Annotated in this window: 17 protein-coding genes and 1 pseudogene; 3 read left to right on the plus strand and 15 right to left on the minus strand. The window is 56.3% G+C overall.

Features of this window, described 5'->3' with window-relative positions; genetic code table 11:
• Nucleotides 1-3: 3 nt before the first annotated feature.
• The 5 genes and pseudogenes from WJU22_RS02445 to WJU22_RS02465 all read right to left on the minus strand — a co-directional run.
• Nucleotides 4-1062 carry a M48 family metallopeptidase gene (locus tag WJU22_RS02445; RefSeq protein WP_341841703.1) on the minus strand — a complete coding sequence of 353 codons (1059 nt, stop codon included), beginning with the start codon at nucleotides 1060-1062 and terminating at the stop codon, nucleotides 4-6.
• Complete coding sequence (locus tag WJU22_RS02450; protein ID WP_341841704.1) at nucleotides 1059-1613, minus strand: GNAT family N-acetyltransferase; 555 nt, start codon at nucleotides 1611-1613, stop codon at nucleotides 1059-1061. The genes WJU22_RS02445 and WJU22_RS02450 overlap by 4 nt, the downstream gene beginning before the upstream one ends.
• 85 nt (nucleotides 1614-1698) lie before the next feature.
• Nucleotides 1699-1995 (minus strand): hypothetical protein, encoded by a 297-nt coding sequence (locus WJU22_RS02455; protein ID WP_341841705.1) that lies wholly within the window; start codon nucleotides 1993-1995, stop codon nucleotides 1699-1701.
• Between the two features lie 51 nt (nucleotides 1996-2046).
• The gene (locus tag WJU22_RS02460) at nucleotides 2047-3552 is read right to left on the minus strand and encodes a T9SS type A sorting domain-containing protein (protein ID WP_425165452.1); all 1506 of its coding nucleotides are present in this window, start codon (nucleotides 3550-3552) and stop codon (nucleotides 2047-2049) included.
• Nucleotides 3541-4808: pseudogene (locus WJU22_RS02465) on the minus strand (S8 family serine peptidase); the annotation flags it as partial. The pseudogene WJU22_RS02465 and the gene WJU22_RS02460, both read right to left, overlap by 12 nt.
• 350 nt (nucleotides 4809-5158) lie before the next feature.
• On the opposite strand from WJU22_RS02465, the gene WJU22_RS02470 reads away from it, so the two are divergent.
• On the plus strand, nucleotides 5159-5986 hold the full coding sequence (locus tag WJU22_RS02470; RefSeq protein ID WP_341841706.1) for a M57 family metalloprotease: 828 nt from the start codon (nucleotides 5159-5161) through the stop codon (nucleotides 5984-5986).
• 68 nt (nucleotides 5987-6054) lie between these two features.
• Here WJU22_RS02470 and serS read toward each other — a convergent pair whose 3' ends face one another.
• Genes serS through WJU22_RS02485 form a run of 3 tightly spaced genes read right to left on the minus strand, consistent with a single transcriptional unit; the run spans nucleotide 6055 to nucleotide 9767 of the window.
• Entirely contained in the window at nucleotides 6055-7329 is a 1275-nt protein-coding gene (gene serS, locus WJU22_RS02475; protein WP_341841707.1) for a serine--tRNA ligase, read from the minus strand.
• Between the two features lie 46 nt (nucleotides 7330-7375).
• A complete protein-coding gene (locus WJU22_RS02480) occupies nucleotides 7376-9046 on the minus strand; it encodes an NAD+ synthase (protein WP_341841708.1) in 1671 nt (556 codons plus the stop codon).
• Nucleotides 9047-9086: 40 nt separating this feature from the next.
• A complete protein-coding gene (locus WJU22_RS02485; protein WP_341841709.1) occupies nucleotides 9087-9767 on the minus strand; it encodes a porin family protein in 681 nt (226 codons plus the stop codon).
• Nucleotides 9768-9832: 65 nt separating this feature from the next.
• On the opposite strand from WJU22_RS02485, the gene WJU22_RS02490 reads away from it, so the two are divergent.
• The gene (locus tag WJU22_RS02490; RefSeq protein ID WP_341841710.1) at nucleotides 9833-10858 is read left to right on the plus strand and encodes a hypothetical protein; all 1026 of its coding nucleotides are present in this window, start codon (nucleotides 9833-9835) and stop codon (nucleotides 10856-10858) included.
• Here WJU22_RS02490 and apaG read toward each other — a convergent pair.
• From apaG to WJU22_RS02515, 5 genes are all read right to left on the minus strand, one after another.
• A complete protein-coding gene (gene apaG, locus WJU22_RS02495; protein WP_341841711.1) occupies nucleotides 10855-11205 on the minus strand; it encodes a Co2+/Mg2+ efflux protein ApaG in 351 nt (116 codons plus the stop codon). The genes WJU22_RS02490 and apaG overlap by 4 nt on opposite strands.
• A gap of 120 nt (nucleotides 11206-11325) precedes the next feature.
• Nucleotides 11326-11652 (minus strand): DUF4157 domain-containing protein, encoded by a 327-nt coding sequence (locus tag WJU22_RS02500; protein ID WP_341841712.1) that lies wholly within the window; start codon nucleotides 11650-11652, stop codon nucleotides 11326-11328.
• Nucleotides 11653-11719: 67 nt separating this feature from the next.
• Entirely contained in the window at nucleotides 11720-12649 is a 930-nt protein-coding gene (locus tag WJU22_RS02505) for a DUF5777 family beta-barrel protein (RefSeq protein WP_341841713.1), read from the minus strand.
• A gap of 25 nt (nucleotides 12650-12674) precedes the next feature.
• Complete coding sequence (locus WJU22_RS02510) at nucleotides 12675-13226, minus strand: YceI family protein (RefSeq protein WP_341841714.1); 552 nt, start codon at nucleotides 13224-13226, stop codon at nucleotides 12675-12677.
• A 19-nt stretch (nucleotides 13227-13245) separates the two neighbouring features.
• Complete coding sequence (locus tag WJU22_RS02515) at nucleotides 13246-13629, minus strand: hypothetical protein (RefSeq protein ID WP_341841715.1); 384 nt, start codon at nucleotides 13627-13629, stop codon at nucleotides 13246-13248.
• Nucleotides 13630-13747: 118 nt separating this feature from the next.
• On the opposite strand from WJU22_RS02515, the gene WJU22_RS02520 reads away from it, so the two are divergent.
• Nucleotides 13748-15019 carry a UDP-N-acetylmuramoyl-tripeptide--D-alanyl-D-alanine ligase gene (locus tag WJU22_RS02520; RefSeq protein ID WP_341841716.1) on the plus strand — a complete coding sequence of 424 codons (1272 nt, stop codon included), beginning with the start codon at nucleotides 13748-13750 and terminating at the stop codon, nucleotides 15017-15019.
• A 2-nt stretch (nucleotides 15020-15021) separates the two neighbouring features.
• On the opposite strand, the gene WJU22_RS02525 is transcribed toward WJU22_RS02520, so the two are convergent.
• Complete coding sequence (locus WJU22_RS02525) at nucleotides 15022-15426, minus strand: putative quinol monooxygenase (protein WP_341841717.1); 405 nt, start codon at nucleotides 15424-15426, stop codon at nucleotides 15022-15024.
• Between the two features lie 353 nt (nucleotides 15427-15779).
• The gene (gene mce / locus WJU22_RS02530; RefSeq protein WP_341841718.1) at nucleotides 15780-16184 is read right to left on the minus strand and encodes a methylmalonyl-CoA epimerase; all 405 of its coding nucleotides are present in this window, start codon (nucleotides 16182-16184) and stop codon (nucleotides 15780-15782) included.
• Nucleotides 16185-16191 lie beyond the last annotated feature (7 nt).

Raw genomic sequence — 16191 nt, forward strand, 5'->3', positions numbered from 1 at the left:
TTTCTATTTCAAACCAGCCCTGATCTGATCCCACGTTGCTTTCAGCGGAGCGGGAACGGCGGGTTCGGGGTTAGACAACTTTTCCTGTACGTATTCCGCGCGGCGCTCCAGGTCAGGATGCGAGCTGAGCCATTCGGAGGGCGCGGAGCCGCCGCCCTGGCCGAGCGTTTTGAACAGGAGCACGAACCCGTTGCCGGGGATTTCCTGGTTTTTGAGCATGCTCAGGCCGTTGAGGTCGGCTTCCTTTTCGAGCCGGCGGGAATATTCCAGGTTCTTCAGCGAGCTGGCGTTTTCCACCAGTACCGCGCCGATGCCGGTGACGTCGCCGAAAATGAGGCTTACGGCGGTGAAGGTGCCGAGGCTCTGCATGAGCGAGCGGGTGGTATGGCGGAGGTTGACGTGCGAGCTTTCATGCGCCAGCAGCGCCGCCAGCTCTTCAGGATGCTGCATGCGCTTGAGCAGGCCGCTGTACACCACGATGTGGCCGCCGGGAACGGCGAAAGCGTTCGTTTGGTCGAAATCCACCACCGTAATTTGAATGGGATAGGGGGATTTCACGCCCATCTGTTTGTAAAATTTATTGACCTGTTCGGTTTGTTTCGGCAGGATTTTATATTCGGCGATGAGCGATTTATACGCTTCCTCCCCCATCGATACTTCGTATTCCACCGGCAGCGCGTTGGCCGCTTTGCCGGCCAGCCACGGAACGATCCATACGAACGCGGCCACGATCAGCCCCAGGATGATGAGCCCCGTCGTGAAAAAGGTGACCCAGGCAGTGGGGAAATTGCGGCGTTTCTTTTTCATCTGCACATCCACTTCGGCAGCGAATTCGCCGTTGGGAACGATCAGCGTTTGAAGGGGAAGGCCGGTGTGATGGAGCACGCAGCCGCCGGGGCGCTCTTCGCCCCGCACCACGTTTTCCCAGTACCAGTGCACGATGCGCGGATTGCCGTGGGCGTCTTTCAAATGGATTTCGATACGTTTGTTCGTAACTGTGATGTCTGCACCCTGGATATGGTCGGGCGTTTCATAGGAGTAATAACCCTGAAAAGTTTTCATCGGTCTTGTATGGGTTTGATACGTTTGCTCATGACCACCAGGTCTACCAGCGAACCATCCGGCTGGATGATACCGCCGGGGATGCGGCCATGTTCTGTAAAATTGAAATTCCGGTACAGCTGGATGGCCCGTTCGTTATTGGCCAGCACTTCGAAATGGACCACTGCGATGCGGGGATGCCCTTCCGCCCATCGGATGGCCGATGTCAGCAACCGCCGTCCGATGCCCATGTTCCAGTATTTATGCAACACCGCGATGCCCAGCAGCGCCATATGGTGCTGCTTGCGCGTGCGGCCCTGGTTGAGGCTCACCATCCCGGCGATCTCCCCTTCCACATCGGCCACCAGGAACAGGTTGTTCGGATTGTCGATGTAAGAACGGATGAACGCCTCTTCCTTCGCCAGGTTGTACAGCAGGGATTCTTCGTGGGTGTACAGCAGGAAATCCGTTTCCCGCGTAACCGTTTGAAAGGTCGTCAAACAAGCTTGCGCATCCATGACCTGGGGAGGACGGATGATCAGTTGTTTGCCATTGGGAAGGAAGTGTCGCATTCCCGCAAATATAAGGTACAGGTCTGGCTTCCGGGCATAAAAAAGGCGGCTTTTCGGCCGCCGGTCCATTACATACGGAGAGGGATCAGGATGCTTTGGCGTGCTTGGTTACGAACGCCAGCACATCGGATTTCTGATCGTCGTTCAGCTTTGCTTTTTTCGCCATCCGGTCGATGATGCCGGGCCATTTTTCGGCGGTCTTCATTTCAGGGAGTCTGTAATTGTGGCATTTCGCGCATTTCTCGCGGAAGATCGCCTTTCCCTGGGAATCTTCGTACTTGGCGAACGCGGCGTCCACCTTGGCTGTATTGCTGGGGTTGAGGCCACCGGCACATCCCCATAACACAACGGTGATGAGTGATAACTGGATGAGTGTTTTCATAATTTGCATGTTTGACCTGTTGACAAGTTAAGTATTTTTTTCTGTAACGGATCAACGCACTTTAACGAAGCGCGCGCCGAACTGCCGTTTCCCGTCTTCATACACGCCGATCCAATAATTGCCGGCGGGGAGCCCGCCCAGGGGAATTTCCTGCTGGAGGCTTTCCATCCGCAGGCTTTTCCGCACCCGGCCCTGCATGTCCGTCACTACGATCTGCTGCCCGCGCAGCCCTTTCGCCAGGAGCCTTATCCATTCGCCGGCGGGGTTCGGGAAGAGGATGTATTCTTCGGCGCCGGTAACCGCCACGGGCACTGCGTCTGTCAGAATTCTACGGCCATTCGCCAGCTCCAGTTCTGCATAATAATATACGATCCCTTGCGGCGGCCGTTCATCCGTTGCCGCATATACGAAACCATTCCCCGGCGTTGCACTTCCCAACACCATTCCCTGTCTGAACCAGCGGATATTCCGCAAACCGACGGGCGTTCCCAGCTCCAGCTGCAATTGCACGGCCCCGGCAGCATCCAGATCGGCCGTAAAATTGCGGACGTAGCAACCGGGCGCGTTGGCGGAAAAGCGATGCGCCGCGCTGCGGGCGCCTTCCTGTTGCGCAACGGCGCTCACGGCTACGATGCCCGAAACAACCGTAGATGGACGGAAAGCGAATGTCGTATCCACTGTTTCGCCAAGCAGACGGTAAGCATCGTTCTCCAGCGCGTAAACCCGGTACCGGGAAGCGCCCGGGGCCGCGGCCCACCAAACCAGGGCGCTGTCTTCGCAGATGAAGCCGGTTGCGGGCCGGAGGCGCGGCGCTACCAGGAATTGCGGGCCCGTGAACGATTTCCCGGCAACATCCATCCGCAATTGCATGGGCCCGAATGCCGGGGGCGTTTCCCACCCCACCTGGCCTTCTTCCACATTCAGTACGTTGGCCAGCGGCTGCCAGTTGCCCGAATCTCCCTGCCGGTAAAAAATTTTCCCGGGGCCGCCGATGTTCGTACTCCAGCGCAACGTAGCCCGTGCGCGGGCATCCAGCGTTTCGGCGAAGGCGGGCGCGTCCCATTCGAAATAATTGTCGGGTATCCATTGCCAGGCCAGGGCGAAGGTTTGCAGGCCGCTCACTTTGCGGCCCTGAACGTGAATGGTCAATCCACCGGCAGCAGACCGTGCCTGTACCTGCTCGGTATTGTTGAGGCTGTCGCGACCGGGGATCGCGGTGCGGGTAAGACTATCCTTATGCGGAAACGCGGAAAGCGTCCAGGGACCGAAGCGGTTTCCCGCCGCGTCGGTCAGCCACAGGTCGAGGTCGTTGGTGAGGGCGCGGGCGCTGTTGGCCGGCGCTTCCAGGTCGGTGTACCGCATCGTCACGCGGAGTGTTCCCGTTCCTGCCGGAACAGGCATCTGGAAGGCATTCCCTTGCCCCACGCGCCCTGTGGCGTACCTTCGGTCAACGACCGTTCTCGCCGCGGCGCGCGCGTCCACCGCACCAAAGCCTGTAATAAAATCGGGGCCCGGCGCACCGAGGTCTGTGGCGGAATTGATCAGCACGGCGGCCATGAGCGCAGCGGAAGGCGCAGCGCCCGATTGCAGCCGGAATTGTTCCTGCAGCAGCAGCCCGATCCCCGACACGAGCGCCGCCGCGTCGGAGGTGCCGCCTTCACCATACGCCACCAGTTCCGGCTTAATACGCCCGTCGAAAGCGGGGCCCCTGCTGCTGCGGGGGCTGCGGTACGGTTCCCGTCCGTGGCTCCGATCACCAATATGTTTTTCGCTTGTTTGAAACTTCCGCTCAGGTTGGCGAAACCCGTCAAGCCGGCATAAATACCTTCCGCCGGCGCATCCGTACCAATATTCCCGGATGAAAAAACGTGCAGGAAAGTATCCAGTTCCCTGACCTGCGCATCATATGCCACCGCCTCCAGTCCGTAGTAATTTTCGATACCGGTCCCGTAGGAATGGTTCTGGGCGTGGATTTGCAGCGTGGAGAAAATTCCGGCATCGTCTGGCAACAGGCGCGAAAAATCCGAAGAAGCGATCATCGCGCGGGGTGCGGCCCCGAGTGATCCGGGGCCACTGTTGCCGTTTCCGGCGATGAGCGTGGCCATGAGCGTGGCGTGCGTTTCCGTGCGCGCAGGTTCGCCGCCATGGCGTATATGCCGGGGATGGAGATCGATATCGAGCGTATCGTACAACGTTTCCTTCAATGAAATCCGCATGCCATTTCCGCGAAGGGCGGGCATTTCGGCATGGAGGGCGTTGACGCGGTCAACAGACAGGTCGGCATTCGCGGAAGCGGATTCCGTATGGGGATGGCGGAGCACATCGGCCAGGTGCAACCGCGGATCGGCGGCGAATGCGGGCCAGTCTTTCACGGCGATCCTTATCTCATAAACGTTTGCGGCGGCTTGACGGAGGACGTGCGCCGTTCCGGCTGCATCGGCAATAAGAGTAACACTATCCTGATCGTGCAAAGCATAAAGCCGGTCTATCAACTTCGTTGATGCTTTCCAGTTATGATTCGATGACCAGATCAGGACGGTTGAATCGGGGAGCAGTTTGCTGACGATATGGTACCTGGGGTGGAGGGATTTTATCCATCCCCAACTATCCAGTACCGATTGTTCCGGAACGTTAGGAAACCTGACGAGAAAGAACCCGCCATCCGGTGCTCCCTGCCGGGCGGATGCAGTCATCGCAGTGCCGGAAGCGTATCGCTGCACGATGCGGCTTTCCTGCGCCGGTAGCCGCAAATGCAATATGGCGGCCATTATGGCGACGAGCGATAAAATCCGGGAAACATAACGGGCGGACATATATCTAATCTATAATTTTTTTCTGCGTGAAAAAAAATACCTATTATTGGAACATCGAAAAGCCCAGATCTGAACGAAGAGCATAACAAGAGCAATCTGTATTAACCGAATCTTAACGAGCACATTTATTCCGTTAAACGCTACGTCCTCCGTATTTTATTGAACATCTAAAAAAAACCTGTATAGAGAGCATCCTTAACAGCATATTGTAAACGTGCCGCGCCATTGTGTGCGTGCCATTGCATTGTTGATAGCCCGATGAAAGGGAGCCCGGATTCCGGACAGGCCTTTCCATGCTCCATTTAACGATATTCATTTTTAATTCCAAAATCTACAAAATCTAAACTTCCATGAGAAAGAACACCATTGCAGCCCTGCTACTGGGCGCCACGTTCGCCTTCATTGTTTACGCCTGTAAGAAAGATGGGGCTCCCCAGCAAAAGGACACGGAGCCCGTTCCGCAAGATGTGATCGCCAAAATCAAGGCCCTCGGCTTTTCATCGTCCGGCGTTCGCGCAGCGGAAGGCGGATGGCTGGTAGAAGGCGATATCCTGCTGACCGCCGAAAATCTCAGCGAGGCCTCCACATCGGCCAATCTGCGCATCGCTGAAACAGAACAGTACCGAACGAACAACCTGGTAAAAAGCCTGCCACGCCAGATCACTGTTAAAGTGATGGACCTGGGCCCGGCCTTCGTTTCCGGCGCCGATCTCGCCATTGCCCGCTATAATGCGCAAAACCTGCAGCTCACTTTCCGCCGGATCACCAGCGGCAAGGCAGACATTACCATCAAAGGCTTCTACCAGGGCCCCAGCGGCGGTTTCATCACACTCGGCTCCGCAGGTTTCCCTACCCGCAACGGCAGCCCGTACAGCACTATTTCCATGAATACGCACGAACAGGCTTATGGCGCCAACCCGAACGTAGACTACGTTGGTTCCGTGATCCAGCATGAAATGGGCCACTGCATCGGCTTCCGCCACACCGACTATATGAACCGCGCATTCAGCTGCGGTGCCAGCGGCGCAGGCAACGAAGGCGCCTCCAATGTAGGGGCCGTTCACATCCCCGGTACGCCCACCGGCCCCGACGCAGCGTCCTGGATGCTCGCCTGTTCCAACGGCGGCAACCGCACCTTCAACGCCAACGACATCGTGGCGCTCAATTACCTGTATTGATCTTTGCCGCATAAAAAAAGCGCACGGAAACATTCCGTGCGCTTTCGCTTTGATGAGAGAAAAATCGCCTACGCGATCCTGTCTCCCCCGAAATATTTATGCAGTACTTCCGGCAGCAAAATGCCGTCGGCCGACTGGTTATTTTCGAGCAATGTAGCCATGATACGCGGGCACGCCAGCGAGCTGCCATTCAGCGAATGCACCAGCTGGTTCTTGCCGTTTTCGTCTTTGAAGCGCACCTTCATCCGGTTGGTCTGGAACGTCTCGAAGTTGGAAACGGACGATACTTCCAGCCATTTTTCCTGCGCGGCGGACCATACCTCGAAATCGAACGTCTGCGCGGAACCGAAGCTCATATCGCCACCACAAAGGTTGAGGATGCGATAAGGCAGTTGCAGGCTCTGGAGCAGCTTTTCCACATGTGCCACCATTTCCTGCAGCGTATCGTACGATTTGTCGGGATGCACGATCTGCACCAGCTCCACCTTTTCGAACTGGTGAAGGCGGTTGAGGCCGCGCACATCTTTTCCGTAAGACCCGGCTTCACGGCGGAAACAGGGGCTGTAGGCCGTGATTTTCACCGGCAGCTCCGACTCCTTGAGGATCTCGTCGCGGAAAACGTTGGTCAGCGGTACTTCCGACGTGGGGATCAGGTAGAAGTTGTCTTCCGGCATGTAGTACATCTGGCCTTCCTTATCGGGCAGCTGCCCGGTACCGTATGCCGATGCTTCGTTCACCAGGAACGGCGGCAGGAATTCCGTATAGCCGTTGGATGTATTGAAATCGAGGAAATAGCTGATGAGGGCGCGTTGCAGGCGGGCTCCCTTGTTCTTGTAGAAGGGGAAACCGCTGCCGGTCACCTTATTGCCCAGCTCGAAATCGATCAGGTCGTATTTTTTGGCCAGGTCCCAATGGGGCACTGCGCCTGCGGCCAGGGTGGGGATATCGCCACCACGGCGCACTTCCACGTTGTCTTCCGCCGTTCTGCCTTTGGGAACGTCTGCCCCGGGCAGGTTGGGAAGGCGGACGAGCGTGTCGTGCAGCAATTTCTCCGTCGCGCGCAGCTGCTCGTCGATGGGCCCAAGCGCCTGCTTGAAGGCGGCCACCTCCTGCTTGCGAGACTCCGCGCCCGACTTATCGCCTGATGCCATGAGCTTCCCGATCTCTTTTGATGCGGAATTCACCTTGGCTTGCGTTTCATCGTAATCGAGCGTCAGCTTCTTGCGCTGATCGTCAAGCGCCAGTACTTCGTCTACGACGGCAGCCGCGTCCGCGAAATGCTTCACGGCCAGCCTTTCCAGTACCAGCTCTTTGTTTTGACGGATAAATTGTACCTGTAACATTTTAATATGAATATTGAAATTTGGACAAAGATAACGGGGTTCTCCCTTAACTCAAATATTTCCCCACGATAGGCACCCTTCGCCCGATCCCGAAGGCTTTGGACGACACCCGGATAATGGGGCAGAACTGGTTCCGCTTGTATTCGTTGGTGTTCACCATTTTCAGGGTGCGCGCCACCAGCGCCTCGTCGAACCCTTGCGCCACGATCTCCTTCGGCCCCTGCCGCCGCTCAATATACTGATACAGGATGCGGTCCAGTATCGTATAATCCGGCAAACTGTCGGAATCCTTCTGGTTGGGCCGCAATTCCGCCGAAGGCGCCTTATCGATGATATTCACCGGGATGATCTCCTTTTCGCGGTTGATGTACCGCGCCAGGGCATACACCTGCATTTTGTACAGGTCCCCCAGCACCGAAAGCCCCCCGGCCATATCGCCGTACAAGGTCCCGTAACCGGTAGACAGCTCGCTCTTGTTGCTCGTGTTCAGGAGTATATACCCGAATTTATTGGCCAGCCCCATCAGCAGGTTCCCCCGGATGCGGCTTTGCGTGTTCTCTTCCGCCACATTGAACGGCAGCCCCTTGAAGTAAGGTTCCAGCGTCTCCAGGAAATTCTCGTAAATATTGTTGATGCGGATGATGTCGTACGGATTGTCGAGGTTTTTCGACAGCGCCACGGCATCGTCTACCGAATGTTCCGTACTGTAGGGCGACGGCATGAGGATGGCGCGGACGTTCTCCTTGCCCAGGGCTTCCACCGCCAAAGCCAGCGTCACTGCGCTGTCGATCCCGCCGGAAGAGCCCAGGATAGCCTGTTTGAAGCCCATCTTCCTGAAATAATCGCGGATACTGAGCACGATCGCCTGTTTGATCCGGGCGATATTATGGTCGAACACCAGCTCCTCCATCACGGAATTGGGCGTAGTGGGCGTTTCGGGATTGGGTTTCTTCTTGCCCAGCGCATCCAGCTCCACGCCGGCCATATCTTCCTCGAAAAAGGCCAGCTGCTTGATGATCTGCCCTTCCGCGTCGAACACCATCGATCCGCCGTCGAAAACGATCTCCGTCTGCGAGCCCACCGTATTGCAGTAATACATCGGCAGGCCGTACTTTTTCACATTTTCGCGGATGATCTCCCGGCGGCTTTCGTCGTGGTCGTAATCGAACGGCGAGGCAGACAGGTTGATCATCACGTCGGGATTTTGCAGGATGAGCCGGTCCATGGGGCAAATCCGGTACAGCGGGTTATCGCCGAGGTTCCAGATATCTTCACAGATCGTTACGGCCAGCTTCTTTCCTTTGAAGGGGATGACGTTCCATTCGAACGCCGGCTCGAAGTAGCGGTATTCATCGAACACATCGTACGTTGGCAGCAGCGTTTTCTGCACCACCTGCTTGATTTCGCCTTCGTAGAGGAAAAAAGCGGCATTGAAGAGGTCTTTCCCTTCGCGGTGGGGATTGCGCTGCGGACCGCCCACCAGCACGGCGGTTTTGAGCGTATGTTTGCGGATTTCGTCGATAGCGGCGTAGCTCCGGGCGATAAAGTCTTCGAACTCCAGGAAATCCCTCGGCGGATATCCGCACACGCACAGTTCGGAAAACACGACCAGGTCGGCCCCGCGGGCTTCCGCGGCGTGGATGGATTCGATGATACGGGCCGTATTGGCCTCGAAGTTGCCGATATGGTAATTCTGCTGGGCGAGGAAAATATTCATCCGTACTTTTTTGTCTGGCAAATGTACGGACTAAACAGGGTTAAAAATAAACCCCGAGCCGCAAAATGAAGCTATTGCCCGTTACGCGGCCATCGTTCCACTTGCCGTTCCGGGTGATGTCCACGAAATTATTCTGGTAATTGATGCCCACCACGCCGGTCAGTGTTTCCGTGAGCGGATATTCGACGCCCGCGCCCAGGAGCATTCCCGCCGAAAATGGCTGTATCTGCCGGAGGACGCTCAATTTGTCGAACCGCTGCATGTTGCTGATCACATTGGCGCGTGCGCGGATGGGCATGCCCACGAAACCGCCGAACTGGCCGTAGAAGTCGAACCCTTTGGCAGTGGCGGTTTTGAGCTTAAGTGCCACCGGCACTTCGATGTATTGCAGGCGGATGTCATATTCCGAAGATGCGGAACGGAAGTCGGACAGGCCTTTCCCGGCCTCGTACTGCATCACGCTGCCGAAGTGCGTCACCTGCACGCCGGTAGCCAGGGCATAGCGTTCCTCGTCGTCGATGAACCAGTCGGCCAGGACGCCGTAGCTAAAGTAAAAACGGCCGATGTTGCGGGTTACGCCGGCTTCCTGCGGATTGAGGAACGACGCGCCGGGATCGATTTTGAATCCGAAACGCACCTTCCGCCCGGTTTTTTCGGACATGCGGTCACTGAAAGACTGTGCAGAAAGCGATGCGGCCGATGCGAGAAGCACCACAGCCATCAGAAAGGATTTCCGGAATACGTTGCGAAACAATATTTTTACCATCTCTAAAGTTATTATAGGCGATGCAAAGTTACCTGAAAATACATTCCCTGTCTATCCTGATCCTCACAGTCGCCATCATGGCGGGTTGCGGACGAAAAAAACAGATCCCCGACGTCAGCCACATCCCCATCACGGTGAAGATAGAACGGTTCGACCGGGCATTTTCCGGTATTGATACCACTAACGTCGCAACGGGCGTAAAATTGTTGCAGGAAATGTACCCGGGTTTCATGAACGACTATCTTTCGCATATCCTCTACCTTCCCAACACCGGCGATTCCGCTGCATTAACGCGTTCCGTTCATGATTTCCTCGCCAATAAAGACATCCGCGCGTTGAACGACTCCGTGGGCGCGCATTTCGCCGATATCCGGCCGCTGGAACAGGAACTGACGCAAGCTTTCCGCCTGGCGAAATATTACCAACCGAAGTTCCGCGCGCCCCAGGTGCTCACGTTCATTTCCGCCGTCAACAATTTCGGTGCCGTCACGATCGATTCGGTGCTGGGGATCGGGCTAGACATGTATATGGGCGCGGATTTCAACGTGTACAAGCTGGTGCCCGACATGCCGGAATACATGGTCCGCCGCTTCACCCCCGAAAACATACCCGTCAATGTCATGACCGTGCTGTACCAGCAGCTGGACGCGCCCCGCGAAGGCGCTTCCCTGGCTGAGCAACTGGTATACCTCGGCAAGCAGCAATATTTCCTGGAGCAGGTGCTGCCGGAAACGGACGCGCACATCCGCATGGGCTACACGAGCGGGCAAATGAAATTCTGCGAAGAAAACGAGCAGATGATCTGGCAATATTTCGTGGAGAACAAATTACTGTATAACCGTGAAGGACAAACGATCTCACGGTATATCGGTGACGGGCCATCGACCCAGGGCATGCCAGCCGAGGCGCCGGGTAAAATAGGCGCATTTACCGGGTACAGGATCGTACGGGCATTCATGGAGCGCCATCCGGAATATACATTGGAAAAACTCATGGGCACGCAGGACGCGATGCTCATCTTCAACGGGGCCAAATACCGGCCCTAGTTCATTTTGAACGGCACTACCATCTGAAACTCGGGGATCTTCACATCGAAGAGCTTCTTGTTCAGCTGGTTTTCCATTTGATACGTGCCGTACATTTTACCGATTTCCGTGCGGAGATTGGAGCCGGAAACATATTGATAGCTTTCGCCCGGTGCGAGCAGCGGTTGCACACCTACCACGCCTTCCCCTTCCACTTCGCGGTGCGAGCCGTTGGAATCGATGATATACCAATGGCGGCGCAACAGTTTGATGGGGAAGGTATTGTTATTTTCGATGGTGATACGGTAAGCGAACATGAACTCACTGCCGATCGGATTGGAGTAATCCGGCTGGTAAAACGTTTCCACGCTTATCGTGATTCCCTCTGTGACCTTCTTAACCATATTAATCAGCCTTTACCGTAAAAATAAGGAAAATAACCGCGTTGCAACATTTTTTATCCCCACCCCCTTCGTTTTAACGAATCTTTATCGTATCTCCACCCCTTCCAGCTCCCGCGGATTGGCTTCCGCCAGCCGGGCGTCCCTTTCGTACGGGATGTTGTAATAGCCATACCGGCGCCAGTCGCGCACGTAGCGCCAAAGGAACCGCCAGAAGCCGGCTTCCCGGTACTGGCGCACGTGCCGCACTTCATGCCGCACCCACGCCGTATTGGCCAGGAACCGCTCCCGGCTTACCCCATGCAGGTGAATGACGTTCCCGAAAACGATCGCGATATTGCCCGAGCCCATCTTCCAGGCGGCTATCCGCGCCACCATGGAGCCTTCCCGGATACGGCATTTCAATGTTGACATATCCGCAATTTAACGGCTTCGGGCCAAAAACAGCACAATCGTACCCATTCACTTCCCATTAACGGCCTTAACGCCCGCCCAGCGAGAACCGGCGCGAAATATTGAAGCCCCAGCGGAACTGTCCATGCGTCCAGGTGCTCACCGTTTCAGGGATGAACTGGTTCTCCAGGATGGCCGTGGCATTCGTGAAATTCAGGTGGAACACGTGCCCGCCCGTTTCGATCTCCACGCCCACGCCCAGCGAGTTGTAGAACTTCGTGCCGCGGGACTCGTAATAATCCTTGCTTTCCTCGTCGCGGAACGAATAAAAGTAATCGGCCACCAGCGCCACGCGCTTGCTGAACCGCAGCCTGCCGCCCAGCCCCATGGCGAACATGTTGTTCATGTCCTTGAAACCCACGCGGTTACGATGCACGAACGAGGGCAGCAGCGCCAGGCTCACCATTTCCCCGAACTTCCGGGAAATCACCACCTGGGCCACGGCGCTCCCGCGGTCGGAGAATTTGTCGAAATAATTGGGATCGGCCTTGTCCGGACTGCTTTTCATGGACGACACCACCGCGTTGGCGAACAGCGTAACGCCGACCGGCACGCGGTTATCGTGCGTTTGCTGCAGCAGTTTGAATTTGCCCAAAACCTCCCACATCTGCGAGAAGTTGCCGCTGCCCTTGGAACGGCTCAGGCCGGCCGTGAGGCGGTCGGTAATGCCGTATTCGAAGGCGATGCGGATGTCTGTAGAATTATCGAGCCCGAAAAAGGTGGACGAGCCGCCGCCGGAGCCGCCCATGTCCCCGAAACGGTGCGCCACCCGGAAGTCGAGGTCGCCCTTGGCCAGGGTTTCGTTCGACTGCCCGTTGATGATGCGGGTGCTTTTGAAGGTGGAAGTCACGGGATCGCGGCGGACGGAGTCCTTCCCGAAAATGGCGCCCAGATCGTCTTGCGCCATGGCCGCCGGGGCCGTGAGCAGAAGGGCGGTGATCAAGCGGAGATGCAACATATTCGCTGGTTTGAAGCTTTTTAGATTAAGGTTTGACGGCCGGTTGATATTGCGCGCTCATGGTCACTTCCACCACTTCCGCGATATTTTTTACCACCAGGCTCGGGATTTTGATGTTATGATCGGCCACCCGCACGTTGAACTTCGCTTCGGCGGCCAGATTACCGCCCGAAACCGTGATGGTGCCGGACACGCGGTAGGATTTGGTGACGCCGTGGATCTGAAGGTCGCCCTCCACTTCCGCCGGCCAGGTGCCGTCTTTGGTGAGGTCTGTGGTGCCGAGGACCTTCCCTTTGAATTCGGCGTACGGGTACTTCTCGCTTTCCAGGTAATTCTCGTTGAAGTGCTCCTGCATCATCTTCTTTTTAAACTGGAACGAGGTGATGGGCACTTTGAAATAAATGACGCGCGTGGCGGGATTGATGGCCGATACGCCCAGGGTGCTCACGGCCTCGATATCTTCCAGCGGTGCGCTGGAGAAGAAACGGAGGCGCACGGAGCGGCACGACTGTACATCCTGCGCCGCCGCCGAAATGGCGAGACCGAGGAAAGCGATGATGACGAAAATGCGTTTCATGCGTGGCTGTTTTGGTGGATCAATCCGGCATTCCCTTGTTTACCCAGCAGGCGATGGAATCGCGCACGGCTTTAGGCAGCGGGGGATAGCCCTGGCTTTGCGGCATATCGGCGCCGGCGCCGGTAACGCGGAACGTCCATGATGCGCCGTTGGCGGAAATGTAACTTTTCAGTTTGGCCGGCGTGGAAAAATCGGCGTTCAGCGGCGATCCCGTGCCGGGATGGCAGTTGCGGTTGGTGCAATTCTGCTGAACGATCTCGTACATCCGGGCGGTGGTGACGTTCACGGTGGAGCAATCGGCGCTGGTAGTGGGCTCCGGCGCCTGTTCAGACGTACAGGCGGCCAGGATGCACAGGGCCAGCAGCGCCGGCATCGTCCATAAATGTTTCCTGCGTTTGCGCATAAGTTGACGGGTTTGCATAGCGTTAATTACGGGTTCGGGCCTTCATAGGTTGCCTGCGAAAGATAATAAAGAAAATGAGGGCCATCATTCCTTATTTTTGTACGCAAATCAGCAACACGTGAATATCGAACAGCTATATACCATCTACCGCCAGCACCCTTCCGTGCAAACAGACACGCGCCAGCTCAAATCCGGCGATATCTTCTTTGCCCTGCGCGGCCCCAACTTCAATGGTAACCAGTATGCCGACGCGGCCCTGGCATCCGGCGCCAGCTTCGCGGTGGTCGACGATCCTGCGTTTTTCACCCAGCCGGAAAAGATGATGCTGGTGGATGATGCGCTGGCGGCCCTGCAGGCTTTGGCAAGGCATCACCGCCGGCAGTTCTACATTCCGTTCATCGCCATTACCGGCACTAACGGCAAAACCACTACGAAAGAAATGCTCCGCACCGCACTGGGCGCCGCATATCGTACATACGCCACCGAAGGCAACCTCAACAACCATATCGGCGTGCCGCTGACGCTGCTGCGCATCCCTATGGACGCGGAGATGGCCGTGATCGAAATGGGCGCCAACCATCGCCACGAGATTGCCGCATATTGCAAAGTGGCGGAGCCTACGCACGGGATCATCACCAACATCGGAAAGGCCCACCTGGAAGGGTTCGGCAGCGAAGAAGGCGTGCGCCTGGCCAAGGGCGAGCTGTACGACTACCTCCGCGAAAACGGCGGCACCGTGTTCGTCTGCAAGGATTATCCCTACCTGGTAGAAATGAGCAAAGGCATCGGCACGGTGATCACCTATGGTCACGATCCGGCCGATTTCGCCGGCGCGCCCTTCCCCGGGACCGCCCTGCTGGAGCTGGAATCCGTGGGCGCGGGGCATGTGCGCACCCAGCTCGTAGGCGCTTACAACTTTCCGAACGTCATGGCCGCCATCGCCGCGGGGCTCCATTTCAAGGTGCCGGCAGAAAAACTGCGCGCCGCACTGGAAGCCTACGCCCCCTCCAACAACCGCTCCCAGGTCGTGAAAAAAGGTACCAACACCTTCGTGATGGACGCTTACAACGCAAACCCCTCCAGCATGAAAGCCGCCGTGGAAAACTTCGCGGGGCTCGATGCGAAGCAGAAAGTACTCCTCCTCGGCGCCATGAAGGAACTGGGGCCCGACAGCGAAAAGGAACACCAGGCACTGGCCGACCTTCTCCAACTGAGCCACTGGAAAGCCGTTGTGCTCGTAGGAAAGGAATTCTCCAAAACCCAGCACCCCTACATCTGGTTCGAAACGGCCGATGAAGCCCGCACCTGGCTGGAACAGCAACAGTTCCAGGACACCCACATCCTCGTAAAAGGCTCGCGGAGCGTGGGGATGGAAAAAGTAGTGAACTGAGTTTACTTCCCCGCGGGCAACTTCCTGAACATTTCCGCCATAGTGGCCGGATCGATGGCCTCCATATCCGGCAGCCGCAAGGATTTCACCATCTTCGCGGTTGCCGTTTTGTATTTGATGAAATGTGCCGTTTTCAGATGACTTTCGTATGCTTCGCGGCTGGCGTAGATTTCAAGAATCCGCACCTGCGCGGGCCGCGCCTTGTCGAACATCGGGAAAATGGCGATAACGCCCGGCTCCAGCTTTATGGAAGCGGCCGCTTCTTCGGCAAGGATCGCCTTATAGGCCGGTAAAGAAACGGAATCGATTTCCAGTTCGGCGATGCGCACCATCATACGCTGCTGGGCGGCTACGGTCGTTCCCGTTAGCAGGAAAAACATCAGGGCGATAAAAACAGGACGGATCATAGACAACATTTTTTTTAGCGGGAAACAGGTAACGGAAATTAATGTAATCCCTACACTATTCCTCGATCCCCCGCGAAAAAGCCGAAGTGTGCGACGCAACGGCGGCCGGGATTTTTACCGAAGCCGGCTACCTGAACAAACGTCCGGAAACATTCACGGATGCGGTAAAAAAAGAAACCTGCGAGTTAAAAAACCCACAGGTTTTCATAACCTATGCCAACTTTAGAGTATTGTGATGAAGCCTGAGCGGCTTGCATTTGTGCTGTGTTATACCATTATCAACGCGCGACAAAATAAAAGGTTTAAATACCGCCATTTTTTTCGCGCTTTTTTTATAACAGGCTGATTTCCTTCTATTCGGTCCGTTCCTGTGTTAACTCCACCAGCACGCCATTCGTGCTTTTGGGATGAAGGAAACATACCAGTTTGTTATCTGCCCCCGGTTTGGGCTCGGCAGACAGGAGCTCGAAACCTTCGCTTTGCAACCGGGCCATTTCGGCGCGGATGTCTTTCACTTCAAAAGCCAGGTGATGCACGCCTTCGCCCTTTTTTTCGAGGAATCGGGCGACGGGGCTGGCGGGAGATAACGCTTCCAGCAGCTCGATCTTTGTTTCGCCCTGGCGGAAAAACGCGGTAGACACGCCTTCGGAGGCGATTTCCTCGGTTTTGTAGCATTCCGCGTTCAGCAGTTTTTCGAACAGGGGAACGGAAACGGCCAGCGATTTCACGGCGATGCCGATGTGCTCAACTTTTAACATAGCGGTG

The organism is Chitinophaga caseinilytica, assembly GCF_038396765.1.
Lineage (GTDB): Bacteria > Bacteroidota > Bacteroidia > Chitinophagales > Chitinophagaceae > Chitinophaga > Chitinophaga caseinilytica.